23 protein-coding genes and 2 pseudogenes are annotated in these 20,279 nt (G+C 33.9%); 7 read left to right on the top strand and 18 right to left on the bottom strand.

Annotated elements, in window-relative coordinates; translation table 11 throughout:
• Positions 1-150 precede the first annotated feature (150 nt).
• On the bottom strand, positions 151-336 hold the full coding sequence (locus ACQKNR_RS05795; protein WP_427316061.1) for a hypothetical protein: 186 nt from the start codon (positions 334-336) through the stop codon (positions 151-153).
• A gap of 533 nt (positions 337-869) precedes the next feature.
• Here ACQKNR_RS05795 and ACQKNR_RS05790 point away from each other — a divergent pair.
• Positions 870-1,400 carry a GNAT family N-acetyltransferase gene (locus ACQKNR_RS05790; protein ID WP_427316059.1) on the top strand — a complete coding sequence of 177 codons (531 nt, stop codon included), beginning with the start codon at positions 870-872 and terminating at the stop codon, positions 1,398-1,400.
• A 72-nt stretch (positions 1,401-1,472) separates the two neighbouring features.
• Here the strand turns inward: ACQKNR_RS05790 and ACQKNR_RS05785 are convergent.
• Positions 1,473-1,733: pseudogene (locus ACQKNR_RS05785) on the bottom strand (MazG nucleotide pyrophosphohydrolase domain-containing protein); the annotation flags it as partial.
• Positions 1,734-1,936: 203 nt separating this feature from the next.
• Here ACQKNR_RS05785 and ACQKNR_RS05780 point away from each other — a divergent pair.
• Positions 1,937-2,266: a YkvA family protein gene (locus ACQKNR_RS05780; protein WP_427316057.1), complete on the top strand. Its 330-nt coding sequence runs from the start codon at positions 1,937-1,939 to the stop codon at positions 2,264-2,266.
• 251 nt (positions 2,267-2,517) lie between these two features.
• Here the strand turns inward: ACQKNR_RS05780 and ACQKNR_RS05775 are convergent, their stop codons facing one another.
• Positions 2,518-2,730, bottom strand: a complete 213-nt coding sequence (locus ACQKNR_RS05775) for a hypothetical protein (RefSeq protein ID WP_000416118.1) — start codon at positions 2,728-2,730, stop codon at positions 2,518-2,520.
• Between the two features lie 342 nt (positions 2,731-3,072).
• Here ACQKNR_RS05775 and ACQKNR_RS05770 point away from each other — a divergent pair, with 342 nt between their 5' ends.
• Entirely contained in the window at positions 3,073-3,210 is a 138-nt protein-coding gene (locus tag ACQKNR_RS05770; protein ID WP_000443202.1) for a DUF3956 domain-containing protein, read from the top strand.
• 104 nt (positions 3,211-3,314) lie between these two features.
• On the opposite strand, the gene ACQKNR_RS05765 is transcribed toward ACQKNR_RS05770, so the two are convergent.
• The 7 genes from ACQKNR_RS05765 to ACQKNR_RS05735 all read right to left on the bottom strand — a co-directional run bounded on the left by ACQKNR_RS05765 (position 3,315) and on the right by ACQKNR_RS05735 (position 9,720).
• Entirely contained in the window at positions 3,315-4,910 is a 1,596-nt protein-coding gene (locus ACQKNR_RS05765; protein WP_427316054.1) for an aminotransferase class V-fold PLP-dependent enzyme, read from the bottom strand.
• A 90-nt stretch (positions 4,911-5,000) separates the two neighbouring features.
• Positions 5,001-5,549 carry a glycerol-3-phosphate 1-O-acyltransferase PlsY gene (gene plsY / locus ACQKNR_RS05760; protein ID WP_427316052.1) on the bottom strand — a complete coding sequence of 183 codons (549 nt, stop codon included), beginning with the start codon at positions 5,547-5,549 and terminating at the stop codon, positions 5,001-5,003.
• A 140-nt stretch (positions 5,550-5,689) separates the two neighbouring features.
• Entirely contained in the window at positions 5,690-6,583 is an 894-nt protein-coding gene (locus ACQKNR_RS05755; protein WP_427316050.1) for a BadF/BadG/BcrA/BcrD ATPase family protein, read from the bottom strand.
• Between the two features lie 15 nt (positions 6,584-6,598).
• Positions 6,599-7,753, bottom strand: coding sequence for an anhydro-N-acetylmuramic acid kinase AnmK (gene anmK / locus ACQKNR_RS05750; RefSeq protein WP_427316048.1), 1,155 nt, complete (start codon positions 7,751-7,753; stop codon positions 6,599-6,601).
• 18 nt (positions 7,754-7,771) lie between these two features.
• A complete protein-coding gene (locus ACQKNR_RS05745; RefSeq protein ID WP_427316046.1) occupies positions 7,772-8,041 on the bottom strand; it encodes a hypothetical protein in 270 nt (89 codons plus the stop codon).
• A gap of 78 nt (positions 8,042-8,119) precedes the next feature.
• Positions 8,120-9,403: a PTS sugar transporter subunit IIC gene (locus tag ACQKNR_RS05740; protein ID WP_098991865.1), complete on the bottom strand. Its 1,284-nt coding sequence runs from the start codon at positions 9,401-9,403 to the stop codon at positions 8,120-8,122.
• Positions 9,404-9,414: 11 nt separating this feature from the next.
• Entirely contained in the window at positions 9,415-9,720 is a 306-nt protein-coding gene (locus ACQKNR_RS05735) for a PTS sugar transporter subunit IIB (protein WP_427316044.1), read from the bottom strand.
• A 226-nt stretch (positions 9,721-9,946) separates the two neighbouring features.
• Here ACQKNR_RS05735 and ACQKNR_RS05730 point away from each other — a divergent pair, with 226 nt between their 5' ends.
• Positions 9,947-11,506: a glycoside hydrolase family 10 protein gene (locus tag ACQKNR_RS05730; protein WP_427316042.1), complete on the top strand. Its 1,560-nt coding sequence runs from the start codon at positions 9,947-9,949 to the stop codon at positions 11,504-11,506.
• A 38-nt stretch (positions 11,507-11,544) separates the two neighbouring features.
• Here the strand turns inward: ACQKNR_RS05730 and ACQKNR_RS05725 are convergent.
• From ACQKNR_RS05725 to ACQKNR_RS05710, 4 genes and pseudogenes are all read right to left on the bottom strand, one after another.
• Positions 11,545-11,643 (bottom strand): annotated as a pseudogene (locus ACQKNR_RS05725) (DUF6688 family protein); the annotation flags it as partial.
• A 176-nt stretch (positions 11,644-11,819) separates the two neighbouring features.
• The gene (locus tag ACQKNR_RS05720) at positions 11,820-12,653 is read right to left on the bottom strand and encodes a DUF3974 domain-containing protein (RefSeq protein ID WP_427316040.1); all 834 of its coding nucleotides are present in this window, start codon (positions 12,651-12,653) and stop codon (positions 11,820-11,822) included.
• A gap of 24 nt (positions 12,654-12,677) precedes the next feature.
• A complete protein-coding gene (locus ACQKNR_RS05715; protein WP_061457196.1) occupies positions 12,678-13,790 on the bottom strand; it encodes a toxic anion resistance protein in 1,113 nt (370 codons plus the stop codon).
• Between the two features lie 314 nt (positions 13,791-14,104).
• Entirely contained in the window at positions 14,105-14,698 is a 594-nt protein-coding gene (locus tag ACQKNR_RS05710; protein WP_427316038.1) for an O-methyltransferase, read from the bottom strand.
• A 304-nt stretch (positions 14,699-15,002) separates the two neighbouring features.
• On the opposite strand from ACQKNR_RS05710, the gene ACQKNR_RS05705 reads away from it, so the two are divergent.
• A complete protein-coding gene (locus tag ACQKNR_RS05705) occupies positions 15,003-15,161 on the top strand; it encodes a hypothetical protein (protein WP_001100984.1) in 159 nt (52 codons plus the stop codon).
• 39 nt (positions 15,162-15,200) lie between these two features.
• On the opposite strand, the gene ACQKNR_RS05700 is transcribed toward ACQKNR_RS05705, so the two are convergent.
• From ACQKNR_RS05700 to ACQKNR_RS05690, 3 genes are all read right to left on the bottom strand, one after another.
• A complete protein-coding gene (locus tag ACQKNR_RS05700; RefSeq protein WP_427316036.1) occupies positions 15,201-16,070 on the bottom strand; it encodes a sigma-70 family RNA polymerase sigma factor in 870 nt (289 codons plus the stop codon).
• Complete coding sequence (locus tag ACQKNR_RS05695) at positions 16,048-17,358, bottom strand: phytoene desaturase family protein (RefSeq protein ID WP_427316034.1); 1,311 nt, start codon at positions 17,356-17,358, stop codon at positions 16,048-16,050. The genes ACQKNR_RS05700 and ACQKNR_RS05695 overlap by 23 nt, the downstream gene beginning before the upstream one ends.
• Before the next feature lie 93 nt (positions 17,359-17,451).
• The gene (locus tag ACQKNR_RS05690) at positions 17,452-17,757 is read right to left on the bottom strand and encodes a luciferase family protein (protein WP_141556101.1); all 306 of its coding nucleotides are present in this window, start codon (positions 17,755-17,757) and stop codon (positions 17,452-17,454) included.
• A gap of 293 nt (positions 17,758-18,050) precedes the next feature.
• On the opposite strand from ACQKNR_RS05690, the gene ACQKNR_RS05685 reads away from it, so the two are divergent.
• Both ACQKNR_RS05685 and ACQKNR_RS05680 read left to right on the top strand, forming a co-directional pair.
• Positions 18,051-18,701 (top strand): cupin domain-containing protein, encoded by a 651-nt coding sequence (locus ACQKNR_RS05685; RefSeq protein ID WP_427316994.1) that lies wholly within the window; start codon positions 18,051-18,053, stop codon positions 18,699-18,701.
• A gap of 710 nt (positions 18,702-19,411) precedes the next feature.
• Complete coding sequence (locus ACQKNR_RS05680; RefSeq protein ID WP_001121647.1) at positions 19,412-19,702, top strand: DUF4183 domain-containing protein; 291 nt, start codon at positions 19,412-19,414, stop codon at positions 19,700-19,702.
• Between the two features lie 66 nt (positions 19,703-19,768).
• Here the strand turns inward: ACQKNR_RS05680 and ACQKNR_RS05675 are convergent.
• The coding region (locus ACQKNR_RS05675; protein ID WP_427316031.1) for a DUF4183 domain-containing protein at positions 19,769-20,279 on the bottom strand (511 nt) is incomplete at its 5' end.

Genomic DNA, 20,279 nt, shown 5'->3' with positions numbered 1-20,279 from the left:
TTTTAACTAGTTTCATTTCGTTTCACACGTCATTTAAAATGTACGTTTTTTTGCGATATCACTATTTGTTATTAATTCGTGGTTGGTAAAATGGCTATTTTTATTTAAGCTAAAATTCCGGTAAAGCGTACGTTTTTTTCTGCCTATATTTTAATAAAAATGGAAGGACAAGGTTGATGCCAACAGGGTGATGTCAATATAAATATTTCTTCTTTCTTCTATTAAATCTTCAATATCTCGAGTACTTAATTTTTCATTTTGTTTTTTCTTGTTTTTCTTCTTTGCTTGTTTTGATTGCCTTGTCCATACACGAAATTGATCTTTTAGCGCCTTCATTTCTCCCCATCTCCCTTTTCAAAATAAAAGGACACCTATTCCTAAAGCAGCTTTTATTGCTGCTTTAATGAATTGGTTTCCTCTAGTTTTCATAGCTTGTCACCCTTAGAGTGGACGAGCATATATTATTGACATAGGGATCTCTCTCATAAAACCCTCTTTACAAAGAGCACTTATATACGGTGCCCTTTTTTTATTTTTATTTTCTACCAAATAGCGTTTTTGTTTAAAATAATAGCTCTAAAGCAATTGGGCGAATTTTCCAGTTTATTTACCACAACATTCATGTTAAAATCCCTTGTGAGTACGACATAACTCAACCCTATGAAGCTCTGCAACATTTGCGGGGCTTCTTTTTTTCAACAAACCGTTAGTTAATTGCGCTGACTACCTTGATGTACAAAATAACGATTTTGTTCGATTTTGTAATTTCTTGTATAATAAAAGTTAATTAATCTAGAAGGGACTGAATTATGCGCAGATATCAATATTTTTAATCTACCTATCACAACAACATAACGGAGGTAAAAGTATTGATTACAGAACTACACACACAGAGATTGCATTTAAGACAAATGAAAGAATCTGATTCATTAAGTATGTTTAAAATATGGTCTGATTCTGATGTTACTAAATTCATGAATATAAGTAATTTCACTGATGAAAATCAAGCGAAAGATATGATTCATTTCCTTAACGAACTCGCTCAAAATAATAAAGCTATACGTTTTACTATTATTGAAAAAGAATCTAATCAAATTATCGGTTCATGTGGTTATAATTCCTTAGATTTCGAAAACTCAAAGACTGAGATTGGCTATGATATTTCGAAAGTATTTTGGGGTAAAGGGTATGCACCTGAAGCAATATCCTCTTTATTAGATTATGCTTTTACACATCTGAAACTATATCGTGTTGAAGCAAAAGTTGAACCTGAAAATGTGAACTCCATAAAAGTATTAAAAAAGTTAAAATTTACTTTTGAAGGGACTCTAAGAAAGAGCGAAAAATCAGCCGGGAAGCTGATCGATTTAAATATCTATTCAAAATTAATAACCGATTAATTTTAGTCACTCTGCCCATACTCTATTGAAGTGTGGGCTTCTTTAGTTTCTGTACAAAATTCAAATCTGGTCTTACTTCCCATCAACACGTTTTTGACTAGCTTCTCGATTAAATCCGTCTGGGTATCTTGTTGCTAATTTAGATATATTCATTTGAGCGATATCTTCTAAGGTATATCCCACCTCATGAGCCATGCTAGAGATATAGTCCATAATGTCACCCAATTCTAAAGCCAACTTATAAGTACTCCCGTTCTCTTCTCCTAAACAATGAGCCGGATCAAATCCATGACCATGGAAAATAGCTTTTTTTACAATATCAGCAACCTCACCATTTTTGACTGCATAAATTTTATTATCCATACTATGTAATGAAACACTGTTGGTCGTTGCATAACAAACATTATATTATTTTGAACAGGTAATTTCCTATTCTTATGGAAATATACAATAAGAAAAACAATAAAATTGATTATTCCCTCACTTCTTTGTCTATCCTTTTAAAAAATCTATGTTTTTGTAAAAGGGGTGTTTATATGGAGAAACAGACGCTTTGGAAAAAGTTCAAAAAAAGCTCAGCAAACATCGGCAAATCCAGCGTATATGAAAGTATTATTTTATTCTACATAATGAAAAAGAAAGAGTTACCTACTAAAGCGAAACTCATAATATTAGCCGCTTTATCCTATTACGTATTAACAATCGATTTCATTCCAGATGTAGCTGCTATTATCGGGATTGGCTTATTAGATGATGTTTTAGCAATTGCTGTAGCGCATAAATATGTTATGCGGCATGCAGACGCTGAAATTCGAGAAAAGAGTAAAATCAAAATGGAGTCATTATTTACTTCAGCACACATTTAATGAAGAAAGATAAGCTCTCACTTGCATTTGTTCACTACTTAACCGTCTTCTATAACATTTAAACAAATGATATAGAAGACGGTTAAAAACAGAAAAAAGAACTAAAATAATCTTTTAGTTCTTTTTTAGCCAAATCAATTTATTTTTGAACGATATTTAAAAAGAGCCTATTTTAATTTACCAACTAAAACAGGCTCTTTACTAATTCAAATTCACAAGATCCGCATCATTTTACGCTATACTTTGTTACTTCAACAACATTTCTCTTTCATCGCTTTCATCATAGACATAGTAGTCTTCATCATTTCATCACATTCGTTCATTTTTACCATCATTGCCTTATCCATTTCTACATCCATTTGCATCATGTTGTTCATCATCATTTTCATACACTTCATTTCACACATCATTTTTTCCATAGACATCATCATGTTTGTTGTTTCTACCATCATAGTTTTTTCCATATTAACATCCCCCTAGAATTTTTATGTTGCAAGTATAAAAATTCCTTTTCATTTTTCTAAAACCTTCTTAATTTACCTCATACAAATATTTATCAATATATTTCCCTCTCAATTGGTCATTAATTAGCTTTATTTTTTGTCAAGCTGAAACGTAAATATAATAAAAAGCATCTTATTTTAGATGCTTCCTTGTCTAACAATTAAATTTTAACACTATCAAGCTCCATTTGTTTCGTGAACATAGGGTAAATCTATTATTTTTATTAAATTCATAAATCTAACTATAACGTATTATAGTTTTATTCATATACTGTAGTAGATTACAAGAAAGGAGGCGTGTATATGGAAAGTTGTATTGTGTTCGTAAACGGCCAACCTTTTTTAGTACTCACAGTTGCTGGCATCGAAATTGCTAGATTGGAAATTACTCTTCAAGTAGCACTAGCTTTGAGAGTTCTCGGTATTCCAATCTGTGAGTAATCCATTCAAGTAAGTTTAAAAGAGGGCTTTCGCTCTCTTTTAAACTCTTGTCAATACATGCACTTCTATTCGCTTAGCAAGTGTAACTTATAGCCTTGTAGAAATTATATATAATTATTTACGCTAAAAGAACTTTCTGTAACACACATCTGCAAACAATTCAACAACCTCTTCACATCACGTTCTTTATAATGATTTAAACATGCAATTTGAATCCAATTATTTTTTTGCAAATAAGATGACTCATAATGAACAATGTACCCTTGTAATGCTAATGCATCACCTACTGCTTTAGAAGAATGACCTTCGTTTAACTGAATGGTAAGTATAATTTGCGCGGTATGCTCTTTAGGTGAAACAAGCTTTAAACCCATACTAGAAATAGCTTGTTCAATATAAGCATATGTCTCTTTTATTTTTACAAATGCCGTTTCATCTTCAAATCTCTTCAACGCTTCTTGCAGTGCGTAAATTAAATTCCATGAATGAGAGTATGGAATGCTTTCGTTTTCTTCATACATGCCAATGTCCATATAGGTCGGTACTGCCTCGTTTATTTTTACAATGTGATTATGAAAAACGAAAGATAATCCTGTATATGATTTAATTGCTTTACCGCTAACACCACTTGCAAAATATACATCCTTTAAATCTATTGGTATTGCACCAATTGAGCTTATACAATCTACACATAGTTTCACTTTATACCTTTTACAAAGTACATTTAGCTCATCTAAATCATTTAACATTCCAGTTGATGTTTCATGATGAACAAGCCAAAGCCATTCATAATTTCCACTTACAATTATTTTTTCTAATTCGATTTGTATAAACGGCTCTCCCATTTGTTTTTTATACGTATCAAAATTTAAATTCGCTCGTTTTGCCTGTCCAACTAATCTATTACCAAATTCCCCATTTGTTAATACTAGTCCTTTACCTTTTAAAGAATGTAACTGTAAAGCAATCGCATCATTCGCTAACGTCCCTGTTCCTAACATTATTTGTACACGCTTTGCTTTTGTCATTTGAAGTAATCGTTTCTTTACATTGTCCATCGTCACTTGAAATGACTTAGAACGATGGGAAATAGGCTTAGCCGAAAATGCCTTTTGGACATTCGCTTCAATGTCTACCGGGCCAGGTAAAAACGTATATTCTTTCGTCATAATACCCCCAACGCTCGACTCTTCAAACATAGCCGGTGTAACATACATTGGCTGAAAGGCTGCTTCTTCTGTACCAACTAACGTATGGAAAGGCTTGAATCCCATTTGCTCATATAAAGGTAGCTCACGTGTTGTAGCTGAAATGAGTGCCAATTCATATCCATTTAGAAGCAAATAACGATGTAAAAAGCGAATTAATCCTAACAGTGCTCTACCCTTTCGATACTCCCTTTCTACTGAGAGTAACCGAATTTCATACACTTTTTCTCCATGCTCTTGTAAATAAACATCTAAATTTGAGATTTTATAATCTAACGAGAATGGTCGTTTTCCCCGCACCGCGACCATACCTACTAATTTCTCACCGTCTAAACAAATTAAATATGTATTTTCTTCATGAAATCGATCTATACGAAAACGTTCTTTCGTTTCTTCATGTTGCGGAATCTCTTCTACAAATGTTTTATAGTTCAAATTATGTATACTTTCAAATTCCCAAGCTTGATCAGCAACTTTATAAATTAACCCCATGTCCTATCTCCTTTGCCTCTCTACTAATAACTCATTTTCTATTGAATAAAAATTATAAGTGGAGATTCCCCCCACTTATTAAAGTTCACTTTATTCTCGATTTACATATAGAATAAGTACAATTATAAGTGCACTTAATATGGTCGTAATAATGGAGTAAGAATAAAAAATCATACAAATTGGTAAACAAGCAATTGTAATTAACCCTGGCTTAGTAAATCCTTTAAATATTAAATAAAATATAATAAAAATACCTACAAGGGTAAGCGCTAACAAATAATCAAATGCGATTAGTCCTCCAATAAATGTTGAAATGCCTTTTCCGCCCTTGCCTTTAAATAAAACTGGGTAAATATGTCCAGTGATAACGGCCAATAATGTTAACATTACAAATGTAGCATCTTCAAAAAGGTATTTTGCTATCGAAACTACGATTGCCCCTTTGATCGCATCACCTAAAAATGTCGCAACGAAATACCCTTTTCCATATACACGCCCCATATTTCTTGCGCCAGGATTTCCGCTTCCTTCATCCCTAATATCAGCGTTATGTCTCAATTTTGTTACCATATAAGCGGTCAATATGTTTCCAAATAAATAAGAAGCCGCCAAATATAAAAACTGCATACTATTAATCATGTAATCATTCACTTTCTATATGGGAATACATATACAATATTCAATTACTACGTATATTGTACGTTTTTAAACCTACATCCCTTCATACATTTTAACATCATATTTTTACAAATCATACAAAAATTCTCATACAACTATTTTTAAAAATATATATCCCTCATTAAATAATATGTTCCTTTCACTGCCATTTCTGATTGTGATACAAATGTAATTTCTTCAATTCTTTCTTCACAGCACTTCTTAAATACAGCATATATTTCAGGAACTAAACGCAATATGCTACCATTTACTGCAATTGGAGTTGAAAGCTTACATTGCATCTTGTTATAAACATCTACTGTAATTTCCGCTAATTCCTTACCAGCTTGCATCATAATTTCATGTGCGTCATCGTTCCCATTTCTCGCTTCCTGAATAATTAATGGTGCGATTGCTGCAACTTTATCTTTTGAAGAAGTATATACTAGGGTTTTTATATGAGATGGTGTTAAAAGTTGAAACTGCCTTTGAATGTTCAAGCTTAATGGACAAAGGCTAACTCCTTGGTCGAATTGTAATGCCATTTTCTTTAAAGCTTGTAATGCAATCCAATATCCGCTTCCCTCATCTCCTAAAATATGTCCCCATCCACCGCTATACTCGTACATTCCCTCTTTCTTTCCTATACAAATTGCACCTGTACCACCTATAGTTAATATTCCATCCTTACCTTTTAAAGCAGCTGCATGTGCAATCATTGCGTCATTAAAAACTTCAATTTTTGTTCCATACTCCTTTTTTAATCGTAATGTTAATTCATTTGTATCTGCTCCACTTATACCTGCTAATCCTAAACAAATACAAACGCAATACTCATTTATTAAACGTTCCCGACATTGATTAATCGCATCCATAATATGTGTGAGTGCATCCTCATAATCTATTACTATATTTCCAAATCCACTCGTACCTTTTGCAAGCTCATTTCCGTCTTGATCAAAAGCAATTGCTTCTGTCTTCGTTCCGCCACCATCTACTCCAATCATATACTTCATATACTTGCCCCACTTTCATCTTCTAATCGGAGGGAAAGTTATATTCCCTAAAACAACTGGTTCCTTAGCACCTGTAGCATTCGGTACATTACTCGGATTACGATGGTACGTTTCGTTTGCTAAAACTGCAAATGCGATTGCTTCTTTCGCCGCTGAAGAATGACCAATATCTTCTTGAGTACGTATTCTGCATTTTTCTTCTCTTAATCCATTCCGTATCATTTCGACGAGTGTGTCATTATAGCTTCCGCCCCCACCTAGAATTACCTCATCAATTTCATACAATGGAAAAATAAACTTCTTATAATGATGAACAATTGTACTTGCTGTAAACATTGTGACAGTCGTCAATATATTTTCTTTATTATGCTTTTCAAACCGCTTCAATAATTCGTTCACAAATTCTTTTCCAAACCGCTCTCTACCTGTTGATTTTGGAGGATTCATTTCCAAAAATGGATGGCTCATGCAATATGTCAACATTTCATCTACAACTACTCCCTGTTTTGCAATTCCACCATTTTGATCATATGGTAAATGAAATAATCTTTGACATACTTCATCGATTACCATATTTCCTGGGCCGGTATCAAAAGCAATAACACTCTTATTACTTCGTTTACTTGGAATGACTGTAACATTACCAATCCCGCCAATATTTTGCAGTAGCCTATTTTTAGTTTGATGCTTGTATAAAATAATCTCTGAATATGGTACAAGTGGTGCTCCTTGTCCTCCCGCTGCCATATCCATCGTTCGAAAATTAGAGATTACTGTTGTTTCCGTTTTATATGCTATAACCGCTGGTTCCCCAATTTGCAATGTCGATGAAATAATATTGCCGTCTTTCTTTGGCTGATGATAAATCGTTTGTCCGTGAGAACCTATTAAATCTAATTGTTCCAATGACAAATCAGCCTTTTTACAAACTTCCTTTACAGCATTGGCGAAACATAAACCAAGCTTAAAGTTCAAACTGCATATAAGTTGAACATTAGATGTATCAATTGATAAAGCCTGTTGTATCTCATTTTTTATATCATTGCAAAATGGAACAGTAGTAAAATGGATGAGTTCGACTTTAGAATCTACACCGTTCCCTTCTATATGAACGAGCGCTACATCTATTCCGTCTAACGATGTACCGGACATTATCCCTGCAATATACATAATATGCATGCCCCCTATTCACAAAAAAACAATTATGTAAGTAAACAACGTACAACCTACAGAAAACGATATAAATCTAATAAACAACTGGACTTTCGATACAAATGTGCCATCAATGAAAGAAACAACAATCGTAAGCAAAACACTTGCCGCAATACTTGTAACGAGCCATATACTATGCATTTGTGATAGATTTAGCATTCTTAATAATGGTACTAAGAGTAAATTTGCACATATTACTCCAAACAATAATATAAATACACCTTTATAACTAAATTTTATATTCATTCCTTTACACCTTCTCTCAGTTTAATATGAAAGAAGTGATAGACAAAAAGTCTATCACTCAAAATAACAGTATACAGATTAAGGATTAACAGATTCCCCGTCACCATTCTTTTCAATTTCAAGCATATTTTTGTCATACATTTTAAAGAATGGTAGATAAATAAGGAAAGATATTGCTATATTTATAAAAACTAATACAACTGCACGCCAATCTCCACCTGTAGCTAAATAAGCGCCAATTGGAGCTGGTAATGTCCACGGCGGCATAATATGTGTTGGCGTTACAAATCCCATTGCAGTAGCAGCATAAGCTATAGTAGCTGTTACTAACGGTGTAATGACGAAAGGAATAATTAAAATTGGATTTAATACAATCGGCAAACCGAATATAACTGGTTCATTAATATTAAAAATCCCAGGTACAATACAAGTTCTCGATAATGCTTTCGAATATTTTGATCGACCAAATACAATCATCGCTAACACAAGTCCTAACGTTGCTCCCGAACCACCAATCCAAATAAACCATTGATAAAACGGCTCTGGTGCAATGAATGGAAAATGACTCGCACCACTTGCTACAGCTTCACCGTTCTTTCCTAAATACACATCCCAAAGCGGTCTCGCCACAGTACCTACAACCGATACCCCATGTATTCCGAAAGACCAGAAAAATGTAATTAAAAATACAGGTATAATAACTCCAAAGTAGCTATCACCAGCTTTTACTAACGGTGCCGCTAGTTTATCTACAACGTAATGAACATCCACTTTAAAAACGACTGTAATAAGACTCATGATTATAATTACGAAAGCTGCAGGTATAAGTGCTTCAAACGAACGCGATACTGACGGAGGTACTTGTTCTGGCATTTTGATTGTCACGTTATTCTTCTTACAAAATCTTAAAATCTCAACTGATAAAATAGAAACAATCATCGTCACGAATAATCCATGACCTCCGAGATTTGTCATCGGAAGCATAAAGCCTTTTTTATCAATTAATTCCGGCGTTAATGTTAATAGTAGTGAACATACTGCAAGTTGTGCTCCTGATAAAGCATCTAACTTATAACTTTTCGCTAAATTATATCCTATTCCAAATGCTATATATAAAGACATAATAAACATCGTTAAACGATATGGTATTAATATACTTGTTTGATTTTTCAATGCCCAAACTGATATGAAACTATCTTTCGGCAATGGTGGAAATGCTACGATTAAAAAGAAACTTCCTACGATAATAAATGGTAACGCCGAAATAACTCCATCACGGATTGCTTGCAAATGCCTCTGTTCAGAAAGTCTTGCCATCGGTCCAGATAAGTTTTTATCAAGAAACGTGACAAACTTATTCATAACGCTTCCCCCTAACTAATTAATTCATTTACAGTTTTCAATAATGTTGGTCCACCAAGCGGTGTGTATGCTTGCGGCGGAATGATACCGCACGGTATAGATTCCTGTTCTGCAAATTTTTTTACAGAGTCAAATCGGTGTCTTACTTGAGGTGCAACCATTACAACATCCCAACCATTCTTTACTTCTTCCTCTACCTCATTCGTTCCAATTGCATGCACTTTCATGTTTACACCTTTTTTCTCCGCTTCCTTTTTTAAAGCGTTTACAACAATTGCACTGGACATTCCTCCAGAACAAACGAATAAAACTTTCATTATTGAATCCTCCTATACTTATAAATTGTTTCCTTCAAATGAAAGAAAGTTTCACTTTACTAACAAGCATATGAAGAAATGAAACGATTTAGTTATACTGAAAGTAAATTTCAATAAAAATATTTTTCCTATTAAATTAATGTTTCAATATTTATTTTTCTCAATTGCAGGGCCAACCTCACATCATATATTATTTTAAATAATCGTATAAAAGGGAGGCGTATAAATGATTATGAAACGTTTATTAATGATGTGTTGTATCGTCATCTTGTTTACTCCTTTCTCTTTCATTTCCCCTCACTCTACTTATGCTGAAGTAAATACCACTTACAAAAAACATGAATTACGCGCTGTATGGATAGCATCTGTTCTTAATATTGATTGGCCCTCAAAAACTGGCTTATCTATTAAAACTCAGAAACAAGAATTTATAAGATTATTAGACGATGTAAAAAACACTGGTATGAATGCCGTTGTTGTACAAATTAAACCAACTGCTGATGCTTTTTATCCCTCAAATTACGGTCCTTGGTCTGAATACATTACGGGTACACAAGGAAAAGATCCTGGTTATGACCCTCTTGCATTTATGATTGAAGAAGCACATAAAAGAAATATAGAATTCCACGCATGGATTAACCCATATCGAATAACGATGAATCACACTGATATAAATCGATTATCAGAAAAGCACCCTGCGAGACAACATCCCGATTGGGTTGTGCCTTATGGCGGAAAGTTATATTACAATCCTGGTATTCCAGAAGTTAAAAAGTTTATAACGGAAGGCGCTTTAGAAATTGTACAAAATTACGACATTGATGCACTGCATATGGATGATTATTTTTATCCTTATAAAGTAGTTGATGAGGTATTTCCTGATCAAAAAACGTACGAAACTTATAATAACGATAAATTTACAAATATAGAAGATTGGCGACGTGACAATGTAAATGAACTTGTAAAAGGTTTACATGCAGCTATTAAGCAAGAAAAATCATATGTAAAGTTTGGCATTAGTCCATTCGGTGTATGGCGAAATGTAGCTGACGATCCAACCGGCTCTAACACAACCGCAGGCCAAAGAAACTATGATGACCTTTATGCTGATACACGTGAATGGATACAAAAAGGATACATTGATTACATTACACCGCAAATATACTGGAATATTGGTTTCACACCTGCTGCATATGACATATTAGTAGATTGGTGGGTAAAAGAAACAAATAACAAACCAATTCACCTATACATCGGTCAGGCGGCCTATAAAATTAATAACAATTCTGTTCCTGCTTGGTCTGATTCAGAAGAATATCCAAGGCAACTTGCATTAAACCATCAATATCCTCAAATAAAAGGTAGTATGCATTTCAGCTTAAAAGATATGAATAACAATCCACTAGGAATTAAAGATAGACTCTCGAAAGACATATATAAATATCCTGCATTAATCCCACCTATGCCTTGGCTTGATCATGATCCACCAAAACAACCAACCTTAAAAGGAGCCATTCCACGAGATGAGGGTATTGCTATAGGTATAATCGACAATAGAGATAATGACTCTGCTTATTATGCCATTTACCGTGTGAATGGCAAAAATGAAGTGGATATACAAAATACAAAAAATTTACTTACTACTGTAAGAAAAACAAAACTTGGAGAAATTTATGTAGATAAAACGGCTATTTCTGGAGAAACGTATACGTATGTGGTAACTGCAGTTGATCGATTGCATAATGAAAGTGTTGCTTCTAGTAAATCTACCATTCAAGCAAAATAAAAGTAAGAGCCCCATTTTTTGAATGGGGGCTCTTACTTTTATTTTCGTAGTTCACTATATTGAATATGAATTCTATTCTCAGGGTTTTTATCTACTGTGTAAAGTACAAATAAGAAGAACCATTCTAGTGGCTTCATTTAACACAATACCATACCCCTTTTATAATAATTGTTTACACAAAATACAAAACACTATTCTATATTTTACCATTTATTAACGTTTGTATATACAATTTTACAAAAGATTAAACTCCCTCAATTCACAAAAAAACCGCCTTAAAAGCTGAAACATTCAACTTTTAAGGCGGTCTCTTCTATTTGTTCTTAAACTTTTCAGTCGCTGCTCTCATCTTCACATTCAAATCATGATCAATGGAGTCGCGAATATCTCGCTCGACTATTTCCATTTCTTTTTGGAAATTTTGCAAGTAGATTTTTAATTCTTCTTCTTTTTCGGGACGTTGTGAAGGTGGTAATTGTACTACTAATGATAACATTGCTGTTAAATCTTTCATTAAGAACGTTTCAAGTTTATGTTGTTGTTCAAACATACGTTGCTCTTGATAGTACGGAAGAGCATTTAATACTGAAATTGTAATATCATCAACCGTTCTTTGTAATGAAGGATTTATTGAGCGTTTATACGCTTGAATTGTATTTAATGCATCTGGATATCGATCATAAAAATACAATTTATAAAACGATAGGTCTGTCGGTTTTACAGTTTGCTGCGTTTCTTGTCTTAAGAAATCTTTCACTTTCATCGCGGCCATATCAATATCTTCATTTGTAAGCTTTTTCGTTGTTTTTGCCATTAGATGCACTTTTTTCTGTTTTTCTTTCGGTAACATTGAGAATACTTGCTCTCTCGTACGTTGGCCTGAAGTACAGAAAAGAGTGTTTAATGTATTTTGTTCTTTCTTCCCTTCAGTACGAATCCAGCGATAAAAAAGTGGGTGCTGTGTGAATTCTTGTAAAAACGGTGTTGATTTGTTCGATAACTTCTCTATAGAATCTTGTGCCCTTTTGTATGGTTTCGTCCATGAAAAATACAGTTTTCGTCCGAAATATACAACTAATACAACGACAGTAAATGCTATTAAAAGCAAAGTACCTAATAGTACTAATACTGTTTGAATGAAACTCATTTTTTCACCTCCTCTAATAATCTGTTATTTCCTTGGACGTTGAATGAGTTTCTGCTTCATCTCATCATTAAACGTGTCTAGTTCAATGACGAATTTCTTACTAGACTCGATAATACGTTCTGACGATTTCTCAGATGCTTCAATAGCAGCAAATACATTTTGGAATGATTCACGTAATTTATCCATGCTAATAGCAGGATTTTCAAGTAGTTTTGTTGTTTCTTCTGTATTTTGTTTTAACGCTTGAGAATTACTTAATACCATTGATTCAATCGCTTCATTTGTCGCATTAACGGCATCAATTGTTTTACGTTGGTTCGTTAATGCTAGCTGAATAGCAGCTGAAACTGTTACAACATTTTGCGTCATCGTAATTGCATTACGAATTGCCTCTGTTAATTTTTCGTTATTTTTCTTAATGATGTCTACAGATGCGATAGACTGTAATAATACACTTTTTGCTTGCTGCATATTACGTGTACGTACTAGTATCTTTTCTAATGCATCGTTAATTAACGGAATATCTCTTTGGCGATCTGGGTTTTGCTTCTCAGCTTCAAGCATGCCAGCAAGTTTTTTCCCTAAGTATACTTGTTTATCAAGAGCATGAATTTTATCGTGCGATTGCTCTTTTAACATTTCAAGACCAACTGTATCTTCTTGTAAGTTATCACGGCCAATTAGAAGTGATCGTATAATTTCCTCAATTTGCTTATCTATAGATTGATATTTATGCACGTATGTTTCAAGAGGATTCTTCTTGAATACTTTAAACATTATTTTCTTCATACCACTTGCTTTTAATGAATTCGGATCAAGCTCTGATACCACTTTTCGTAATTCTAACAATGTATTTGGAATTTCTTCATTTTTCCCATTCATCATCGCTGTTACAGGGCGCTTTAAAGCTGATAACGTTTGTCCCGCCGCTTGTTGTTCTTTATCTCCTAAGTCTCCAAGCTGCGACAATACTTTTGATAAATCTGTATTTTGCTCGCTATTTAACTTTTGTACATAAAGGTCAGCTTCTTTATTCAGTTCATCAAGTTCTTCATCTTTTATAACTGTATCAACTACTACTTCTACATTATTATCTTTCACAATTGATACGGGTTCTTTTTTCTCGAGTTCAGTCAACAAAATCGCTCCTTTATTTATATGTGCGAATTTATGTGCACTATATTTCATCAAATATATCGTATTTCATGTACAATCAGCCTATTTGAAATCGATTTTTCAAGAAATACCTGCTTATGCAGTCATTCCCTGTTTCTTAGTATAAGTATACCTGTTATCAGCATTATTTTCCTCAGACTTAAGACCTAGAGACTAACATGCTGAAGGCGGATTCTTCATAAATTCACTATATAATCTACGTTCTTACTATCATGCTGTACTCAATGTTTTGACATCTGCCCTCTTTCAATGTGATAATTATATTACATTCATTTCTATTTATTCTTCCGTGCTACAAACGCTCCCTTTTGGAACGCTAATAACACAGTTTCAAACGTATCATCTTCTTCAATCATTTTTATAAATTCAGCTAATTCACTCGCATGAGAAGTTGCATTATCAACAACAAGAAGACCTTTTGGTTGTAACATACGTTTTAAATGCTCCAACCACCACATGTATTGCGTACGCTCTGAATCTAGGAAAATAAAATCAAATGAATGATCTAGCTGCGAATCTAAAAATGCCCCTGCTTCTTGATTATGAACATCGATTCTTTGTAAAAGGTTTGCCTTTTCAAAATTTACAAGTGCCTCTCCAACTCGTTCTGAAGAAAGCTCTACAGTTGTTATGTTTCCATTTGTTTCTTCTACCGCGTTAGCTAACCACAATGTAGAATAACCATTAGAAGTTCCAATTTCTAAAATGTTTATTGCATTACACCCTTTTACTAAAATTGATAAAAATTGCCCCATCTCACGAGAAATATTCCGTAATTTTTCTTCCCGTGTTTTTTTATTTCGATCATGCTCTTCTCCATACTGTTCAAGTTGAATTAATAATGAATCTAAAGTATCCATTCTTTTCATCACCTTTCCAAGCAATATGATGAATAAGCTCGTGCTGCCCGTCTACTATTTATTATATGCGAAATGAAAACCTTTTTCTCATTTTATGACAAAGATTTGAATTTTTTTATAGCATATTGTTTCGTTTTTTGGTAAAGTTAATTTCTACGTGCAATTATTCCATTCATATCATTTTTCATTAAAATTGCAGTTATTAAGTAATATAAACCCCATTTAAATGAATCGGTATTTCAAATTCAATTAAGCGCCCTTTTCGGACGCATTTTCTTTTGTTTATATATTTCTAGAGGAAAGGATGCTTACAATGAACGTGATTAGCTTGGATGCTGCTAGAAAGCGAAAGCAGCATAAAAAATTAATGATTACTATACCGATTATTACACGTATTTATGAAGAAGACGGGGAAATTAAATTTGAGGTAGCCGGAGAAAAAGATGTACCCCTTGAAATGTTAGAAAAGTAATAAAATAAAGACGCATTTCTATTGAAATGCGTCTTTATTTTATATTTTAACATTTAAATGCATAAGTTTTTCGGGATTAACCATCATATAAATGTTTGAAATTTTCTCATCCTCAAATGCAAATGAAAGTACATAAGTCACTTTATTATTTATTGTAACAATAACTCCTGGTGCACCATTTACCATTTTGAAATCAACCGTATACTCTTCTGGCAATCGTTTTGCAATTCCAAAGAACAAACGTATAATTTTATCCGCAGAATAAATCGGATTAATGGCAGTTGTAACTTTACCGCCACCATCTGCTTTGAATATCGCATCTGTTTTTAATACCTCTAACATGCCTTGTGCATCCCCACACTGTAATGATGATACAAACTTTTCAACATAAGTAGCCATTTTCTTCGTGTTTAATTTTGATTGCTTCGGCTTATCCAAAAAACTTTTTCGTGCGCGTTGAAAGATCTTCCGGCAGTTCACACTACTTTTATCAACAATTGAAGCTATTTCCTCATAGTCATAACTGAAAACCTCTCTTAATATGAAAACAATCCTTTCTACCTCAGACAGTTGTTGTAAAAGTAATAAATATGCCGTAGAAAGGGATTCTTTCATTACAAATGACTCTGATGGCTCATCACTATCTTCCACAAGTGGCTCTGGTAACCACATCCCTACATATACGTTACGTTTATGCGCTGCCGAACGTAATTTATCAATTGAACGATTTGTCACCATTTTACATAAATATGCTTTCATATTTTCAATAGATTGATCGTCCTCTATATTATTTAGCGTGATAAATACGTCATGAACTATATCCTCAGCATCCATAACACTCCCAAGGATTCTGTATGCTAATGAAAATAATAATGGTTGATAAGTTTCATATAAGTGCTCCGTTTCCATGATGAACAGCCTCACTTTCTAATTGCTTTAAAATGTGTAACGCTGCACGTTTTCCACTTGCTACCGCAGCATCAGCTAATAATTCATCCTGTCCAGCCCAATCTCCTGCAACGTAAACACCTGGCATTTCAGGGATATTAGGACCCGGGTTTTCAACTCGGTCAATATGAGGAAAATCATGTACTACCGTTATTTTCGGTAAATATTGCTTTACAACAACTTCTCTTTTCCAATTTTGATGTAACAACTCCATCGTTTTTTCTAACTGTTCTTTATCATCATGAAAATGATTTATCTCTACCATAGGATTATGGTACTTAATTAAACTCACTACAATTGATCCATCTTCACTTAATTTAGCTGCTCTTGATTGGTTCGTAAAAAATATAGGTTGATCTAACCCTAATGCAAATTGATGCATCGGATTTGGTAATCGCTTCAAACCAATATCTAACGCCGCCACGGTCACTGGTATTGATTGCTTACTCCATTTTTGCAAACTAGTTCCTTCTGCACCTTTTATTATTTTACAAGCTTCTTTCGGTGGAGTCGTCACGATGACTGTACCTGCTTCAAATATCTCATCGGCAAAACAATGTATTCTTTGTTTATCTTCGCTATGCTCTATTTCCAAAACATGCTTATTAGCCAGAAATTGCACACCAACTTCATTCGCTATATCTCTTAATTTTGTTATTATCGTCTCCCAACCACCATCTACATAAAATACTCCTTCTTTCATAGAAAGCTGTATTTGCTTTAGTACTGATGATGCTAATTGTATTGTAGGAGCATACGTATATGTTGTTGTTCGACATAGCGCATAAAATATATTTCGAACCATTGGATCCTTTATTTCTTTTTCCGCCCATGTAGTTAGGCTCATTTTTGGAACTTCCTCTACATCTAAATTCCCTAAATGAATCATCAGACGAGAGAATTGTACTTTTGCAGACCATGAAAGTAACGGTGTTGATAAAATAGAGCGAAAATCTGTTGGGATGGTAAATACATCCCCTTTCCATATTCCATGCGCTTTTGTAGATGGCATTCCACCCGGAAGATTCATACCAAGCTCATTAAAAGTTAAAAATGCTTCTCCTCCTCTGTATAAAGCGTGTGCACCAAGATTCATGCAAATCCCATTTTTATTTATTGTCATCCCTCGGCCACCAAAGCGACTGGATTTTTCTAATACAATCACTTTTCTTCCCGCTTTCGCTAAATATATAGATGCTGTTAATCCAGCAAGCCCACCGCCAACAATTGCTACATCAAATTTATTCATAATATAATCCCTCCTTATCGTTCTACATACAAGACGAACGAATAAGGAGGGATGTGACATGAAAATAAATTTCTATTACTCTACTTTATTTCATTATTTTTTTATTCGATCATATTGCATACGAAATAACTCAATTGCAAATGGAATATCCTCTTCACTCTTTATATAATAACTTATCCATCCTGATTCAGGTAATACGTGATGTGGTTTCACTAATCCTTCGTTCACTAATTCATCTCGCTTTAACTTCGGAAATGGTAAATCAACTAACTTATCACCATGCAGATGACCAAGTTCTTTCTTACCATAATTTATTTCAATACCACCAAATCGATGCGGTTTTTCAGAAACACCCGCCCAGCTGAGCACTTCATTTCTAATTATTTCACTAAATGACATGAACATTCACTCCTTATTAATGATTGATGTAATTTTAAATTAACACGTTCATTACTTTTTTCCATCAATCCAAAGTATGAATGGGAATACGAATATAGTTTAATCTCAATATACTTAATCCTGACCTAACATCAATAATTCCGATTTTCACTATTTCACTCTAATTTTTATCCGTATTAACATTATTGAGAAATAAGAAGTACAGCCTATATTCGTTATAAAACAGGTGAATTTATTACGATACAGACAAATGCACATAACTAACACTAGGCACATATCCTAAAGTTGTATCCATACTTACCAATAGAAAGGCAGGTAATACAATTGACTACACCTCTCCTTCAACGAACTTCACTTATGATTTAAGTAAAATTAATTTTTTTAAGAAAGATGCCCCAAATTATATAAACGTACTAGGTATTAAACAATTAAATACTTTAGAAAATACTTCTTTATTAGATATTTATTTAAGTACCGGGAATGTTGTAGAACCACATATTCATCAAAATGCAGCTGAACTTGTTTACTGTATTTCAGGACCTGCTGTTGTTTCTTTACTTAATCCATTTACGAACCAAATATTAAACTTACCGATTAAACCAGGGCAAGTTGCTAACATTCCACAAGCATGGTGGCATTATGAAATTGCTACAACCGATAGTACGCATTTATTAGCCATTTTCGATGCCCCAACCCCAGAAGTAATTTTTGGGTCTGACATTTTAAGATTAACACCAGCCAATATGATGGATCATACTTATTGTCTCAATGAACAACAATGGAAACAAGCGATCTCCCCAATTCAATCCACTACAGTAATTGGTCCTCCAGCAAACTGTAATCCAAACCGAGGAATAATAAATCCACCATCTCAGCCATCTACTCAACAACAAAATCTATATTACCAAGATTCATATTATTTCCCTCTTTACTGGGGATATTAATTTATAACATTTTAAGAGAAACATCATTTATCTCCTCGGAAAATATCTAGGAGATTTTTTATTGTATGTTCTCTTCCTATTCTTTATCGTAACAATTAATAGTGTACATACATATAATATTTATATATTTAATTGGAGGTGATAGTACTATGAGTAATTATAACTATCGAAAAAACTACTCTCATAATACAAATAGTAGTTCGTCAGCATCCTCTCAATCTTCGAATTCCCAATCTTCCGATTCCCAATCGCAAAAAGAGTTAGCTCAACAAGGCTATGTAAAGAAAAAAGGATGCAACTGTAATAAAAATAAATAGTTTATTACTAATTTGAACAATGATCTTTCACTGCGCACGATAAACAATATACTATCCTACTATATAGTATATGTAAGGGATGGGGAATTCTTCAAACGGTATAATTTATTCCATGAACTATAAAGTGTAAATGATAAATTTTAATTTTCCACGTTTATCTATTAAATTCCAAAGCATTTAAATTTTAATATACAAATTCAAATTAACCCTTAGCATATATTCCACAAGTAACAACACCACTTTTTTCATTTTGGTAAAGATTATACCTTTACTAAAATTGTACTAGTCCTATAGCCATGATGCCGTTTCTATTATAGAAAACTCTCATACACTATAGTGGACAAGTTATTCTATACTTCGTTCCAATAAAATATTAAAAGGAGTGAGAATTAATTGCCTATCATTCAACCATTTATGGCATCAAGAAGATTTACATCTACACTAGGAGCTGGAACAGGCACAGGTGCAGCTTTTGCTATCGCTGCTACAGCTTGTTTAAACGATGCCGGTACTACTGCAACTGCTTTTCCGACTTTTACGTATTATAATCTCTATGTAAACGGTATTCTTCAACCTAGTGTGAACTCCAGTGTTACTACTGGTCCTACTGGTGCTATTACAATTCCTGGCGGAGATGCGTTAGACGGTGGAATTCCAATTACAATTGAATTTATCGTCACTTAATTGCAACTAATGTAAATTAGAGCGAAAAAGACAGATTCCTTTTCATTCATTAAGGATCTGTCTTTTTTAATTAATAATGATAAATTGTAAAATAATTGAAGCTCCTTGCAACGGTGGCTGATTATCCAATAAAGTGAGTTTACCTGCACTAACTTCATATAATGGTTGCGGTTGCAGTATTCCATTAATAAACAAATTAATATATGAAACCTCACTAGGAGATAATATCTGCGTTGTACCATATTGAGCTATCCCATCCGCATCTGTAAATATAAGTTTCTCTCCATCTGCAAAAGTATAATACAATAAATTAGTTGTTGTTATAGGTCCAATAACCCCAGGTTCTCCAGTGGGACCTGTTGATCCCGTCGGCCCTGTTATTCCAGTTGCCCCTGTTGATCCGGTGGGCCCGCTTGATCCCGTCAGGCCTGTTATTCCAGTTGCCCCTGTTGATCCGGTGGGCCCGCTTGATCCCGTCGGCCCTGTTATTCCAGTTGCCCCTGTTGATCCGGTGGGCCCGCTTGATCCCGTCGGCCCTGTTATTCCAGTTGCCCCTGTTGATCCGGTGGGCCCGCTT

The sequence above is a fragment of the Bacillus sp. NPDC094077 genome (assembly GCF_050279465.1).
Taxonomy (GTDB): domain Bacteria; phylum Bacillota; class Bacilli; order Bacillales; family Bacillaceae_G; genus Bacillus_A.
Note: the sequence above shows the minus strand (reverse complement) of the source record. Positions and strands in the feature narration are given on the sequence as shown.

What these genes read in the sequence shown, in the direction of transcription:
- ACQKNR_RS05745 (WP_427316046.1), bottom strand. Translation starts at nt 8,041, where the DNA reads ATGAATATAAAATTTAGTTATAAAGGTGTATTTATATTATTGTTTGGA.
- ACQKNR_RS05700 (WP_427316036.1), bottom strand. Translation starts at nt 16,070, where the DNA reads ATGGAAACGGAGCACTTATATGAAACTTATCAACCATTATTATTTTCA.
- ACQKNR_RS05730 (WP_427316042.1), top strand. Translation starts at nt 9,947, where the DNA reads ATGATTATGAAACGTTTATTAATGATGTGTTGTATCGTCATCTTGTTT.
- ACQKNR_RS05755 (WP_427316050.1), bottom strand. Translation starts at nt 6,583, where the DNA reads ATGAAGTATATGATTGGAGTAGATGGTGGCGGAACGAAGACAGAAGCA.
- ACQKNR_RS05775 (WP_000416118.1), bottom strand. Translation starts at nt 2,730, where the DNA reads ATGGAAAAAACTATGATGGTAGAAACAACAAACATGATGATGTCTATG.
- ACQKNR_RS05710 (WP_427316038.1), bottom strand. Translation starts at nt 14,698, where the DNA reads ATGAAAAGAATGGATACTTTAGATTCATTATTAATTCAACTTGAACAG.
- ACQKNR_RS05720 (WP_427316040.1), bottom strand. Translation starts at nt 12,653, where the DNA reads ATGAGTTTCATTCAAACAGTATTAGTACTATTAGGTACTTTGCTTTTA.
- ACQKNR_RS05740 (WP_098991865.1), bottom strand. Translation starts at nt 9,403, where the DNA reads ATGAATAAGTTTGTCACGTTTCTTGATAAAAACTTATCTGGACCGATG.
- ACQKNR_RS05705 (WP_001100984.1), top strand. Translation starts at nt 15,003, where the DNA reads ATGAACGTGATTAGCTTGGATGCTGCTAGAAAGCGAAAGCAGCATAAA.
- ACQKNR_RS05795 (WP_427316061.1), bottom strand. Translation starts at nt 336, where the DNA reads ATGAAGGCGCTAAAAGATCAATTTCGTGTATGGACAAGGCAATCAAAA.
- plsY (WP_427316052.1), bottom strand. Translation starts at nt 5,549, where the DNA reads ATGATTAATAGTATGCAGTTTTTATATTTGGCGGCTTCTTATTTATTT.
- ACQKNR_RS05695 (WP_427316034.1), bottom strand. Translation starts at nt 17,358, where the DNA reads ATGAATAAATTTGATGTAGCAATTGTTGGCGGTGGGCTTGCTGGATTA.
- ACQKNR_RS05690 (WP_141556101.1), bottom strand. Translation starts at nt 17,757, where the DNA reads ATGTCATTTAGTGAAATAATTAGAAATGAAGTGCTCAGCTGGGCGGGT.
- ACQKNR_RS05770 (WP_000443202.1), top strand. Translation starts at nt 3,073, where the DNA reads ATGGAAAGTTGTATTGTGTTCGTAAACGGCCAACCTTTTTTAGTACTC.
- ACQKNR_RS05735 (WP_427316044.1), bottom strand. Translation starts at nt 9,720, where the DNA reads ATGAAAGTTTTATTCGTTTGTTCTGGAGGAATGTCCAGTGCAATTGTT.
- anmK (WP_427316048.1), bottom strand. Translation starts at nt 7,753, where the DNA reads ATGTATATTGCAGGGATAATGTCCGGTACATCGTTAGACGGAATAGAT.
- ACQKNR_RS05780 (WP_427316057.1), top strand. Translation starts at nt 1,937, where the DNA reads ATGGAGAAACAGACGCTTTGGAAAAAGTTCAAAAAAAGCTCAGCAAAC.
- ACQKNR_RS05765 (WP_427316054.1), bottom strand. Translation starts at nt 4,910, where the DNA reads ATGGGGTTAATTTATAAAGTTGCTGATCAAGCTTGGGAATTTGAAAGT.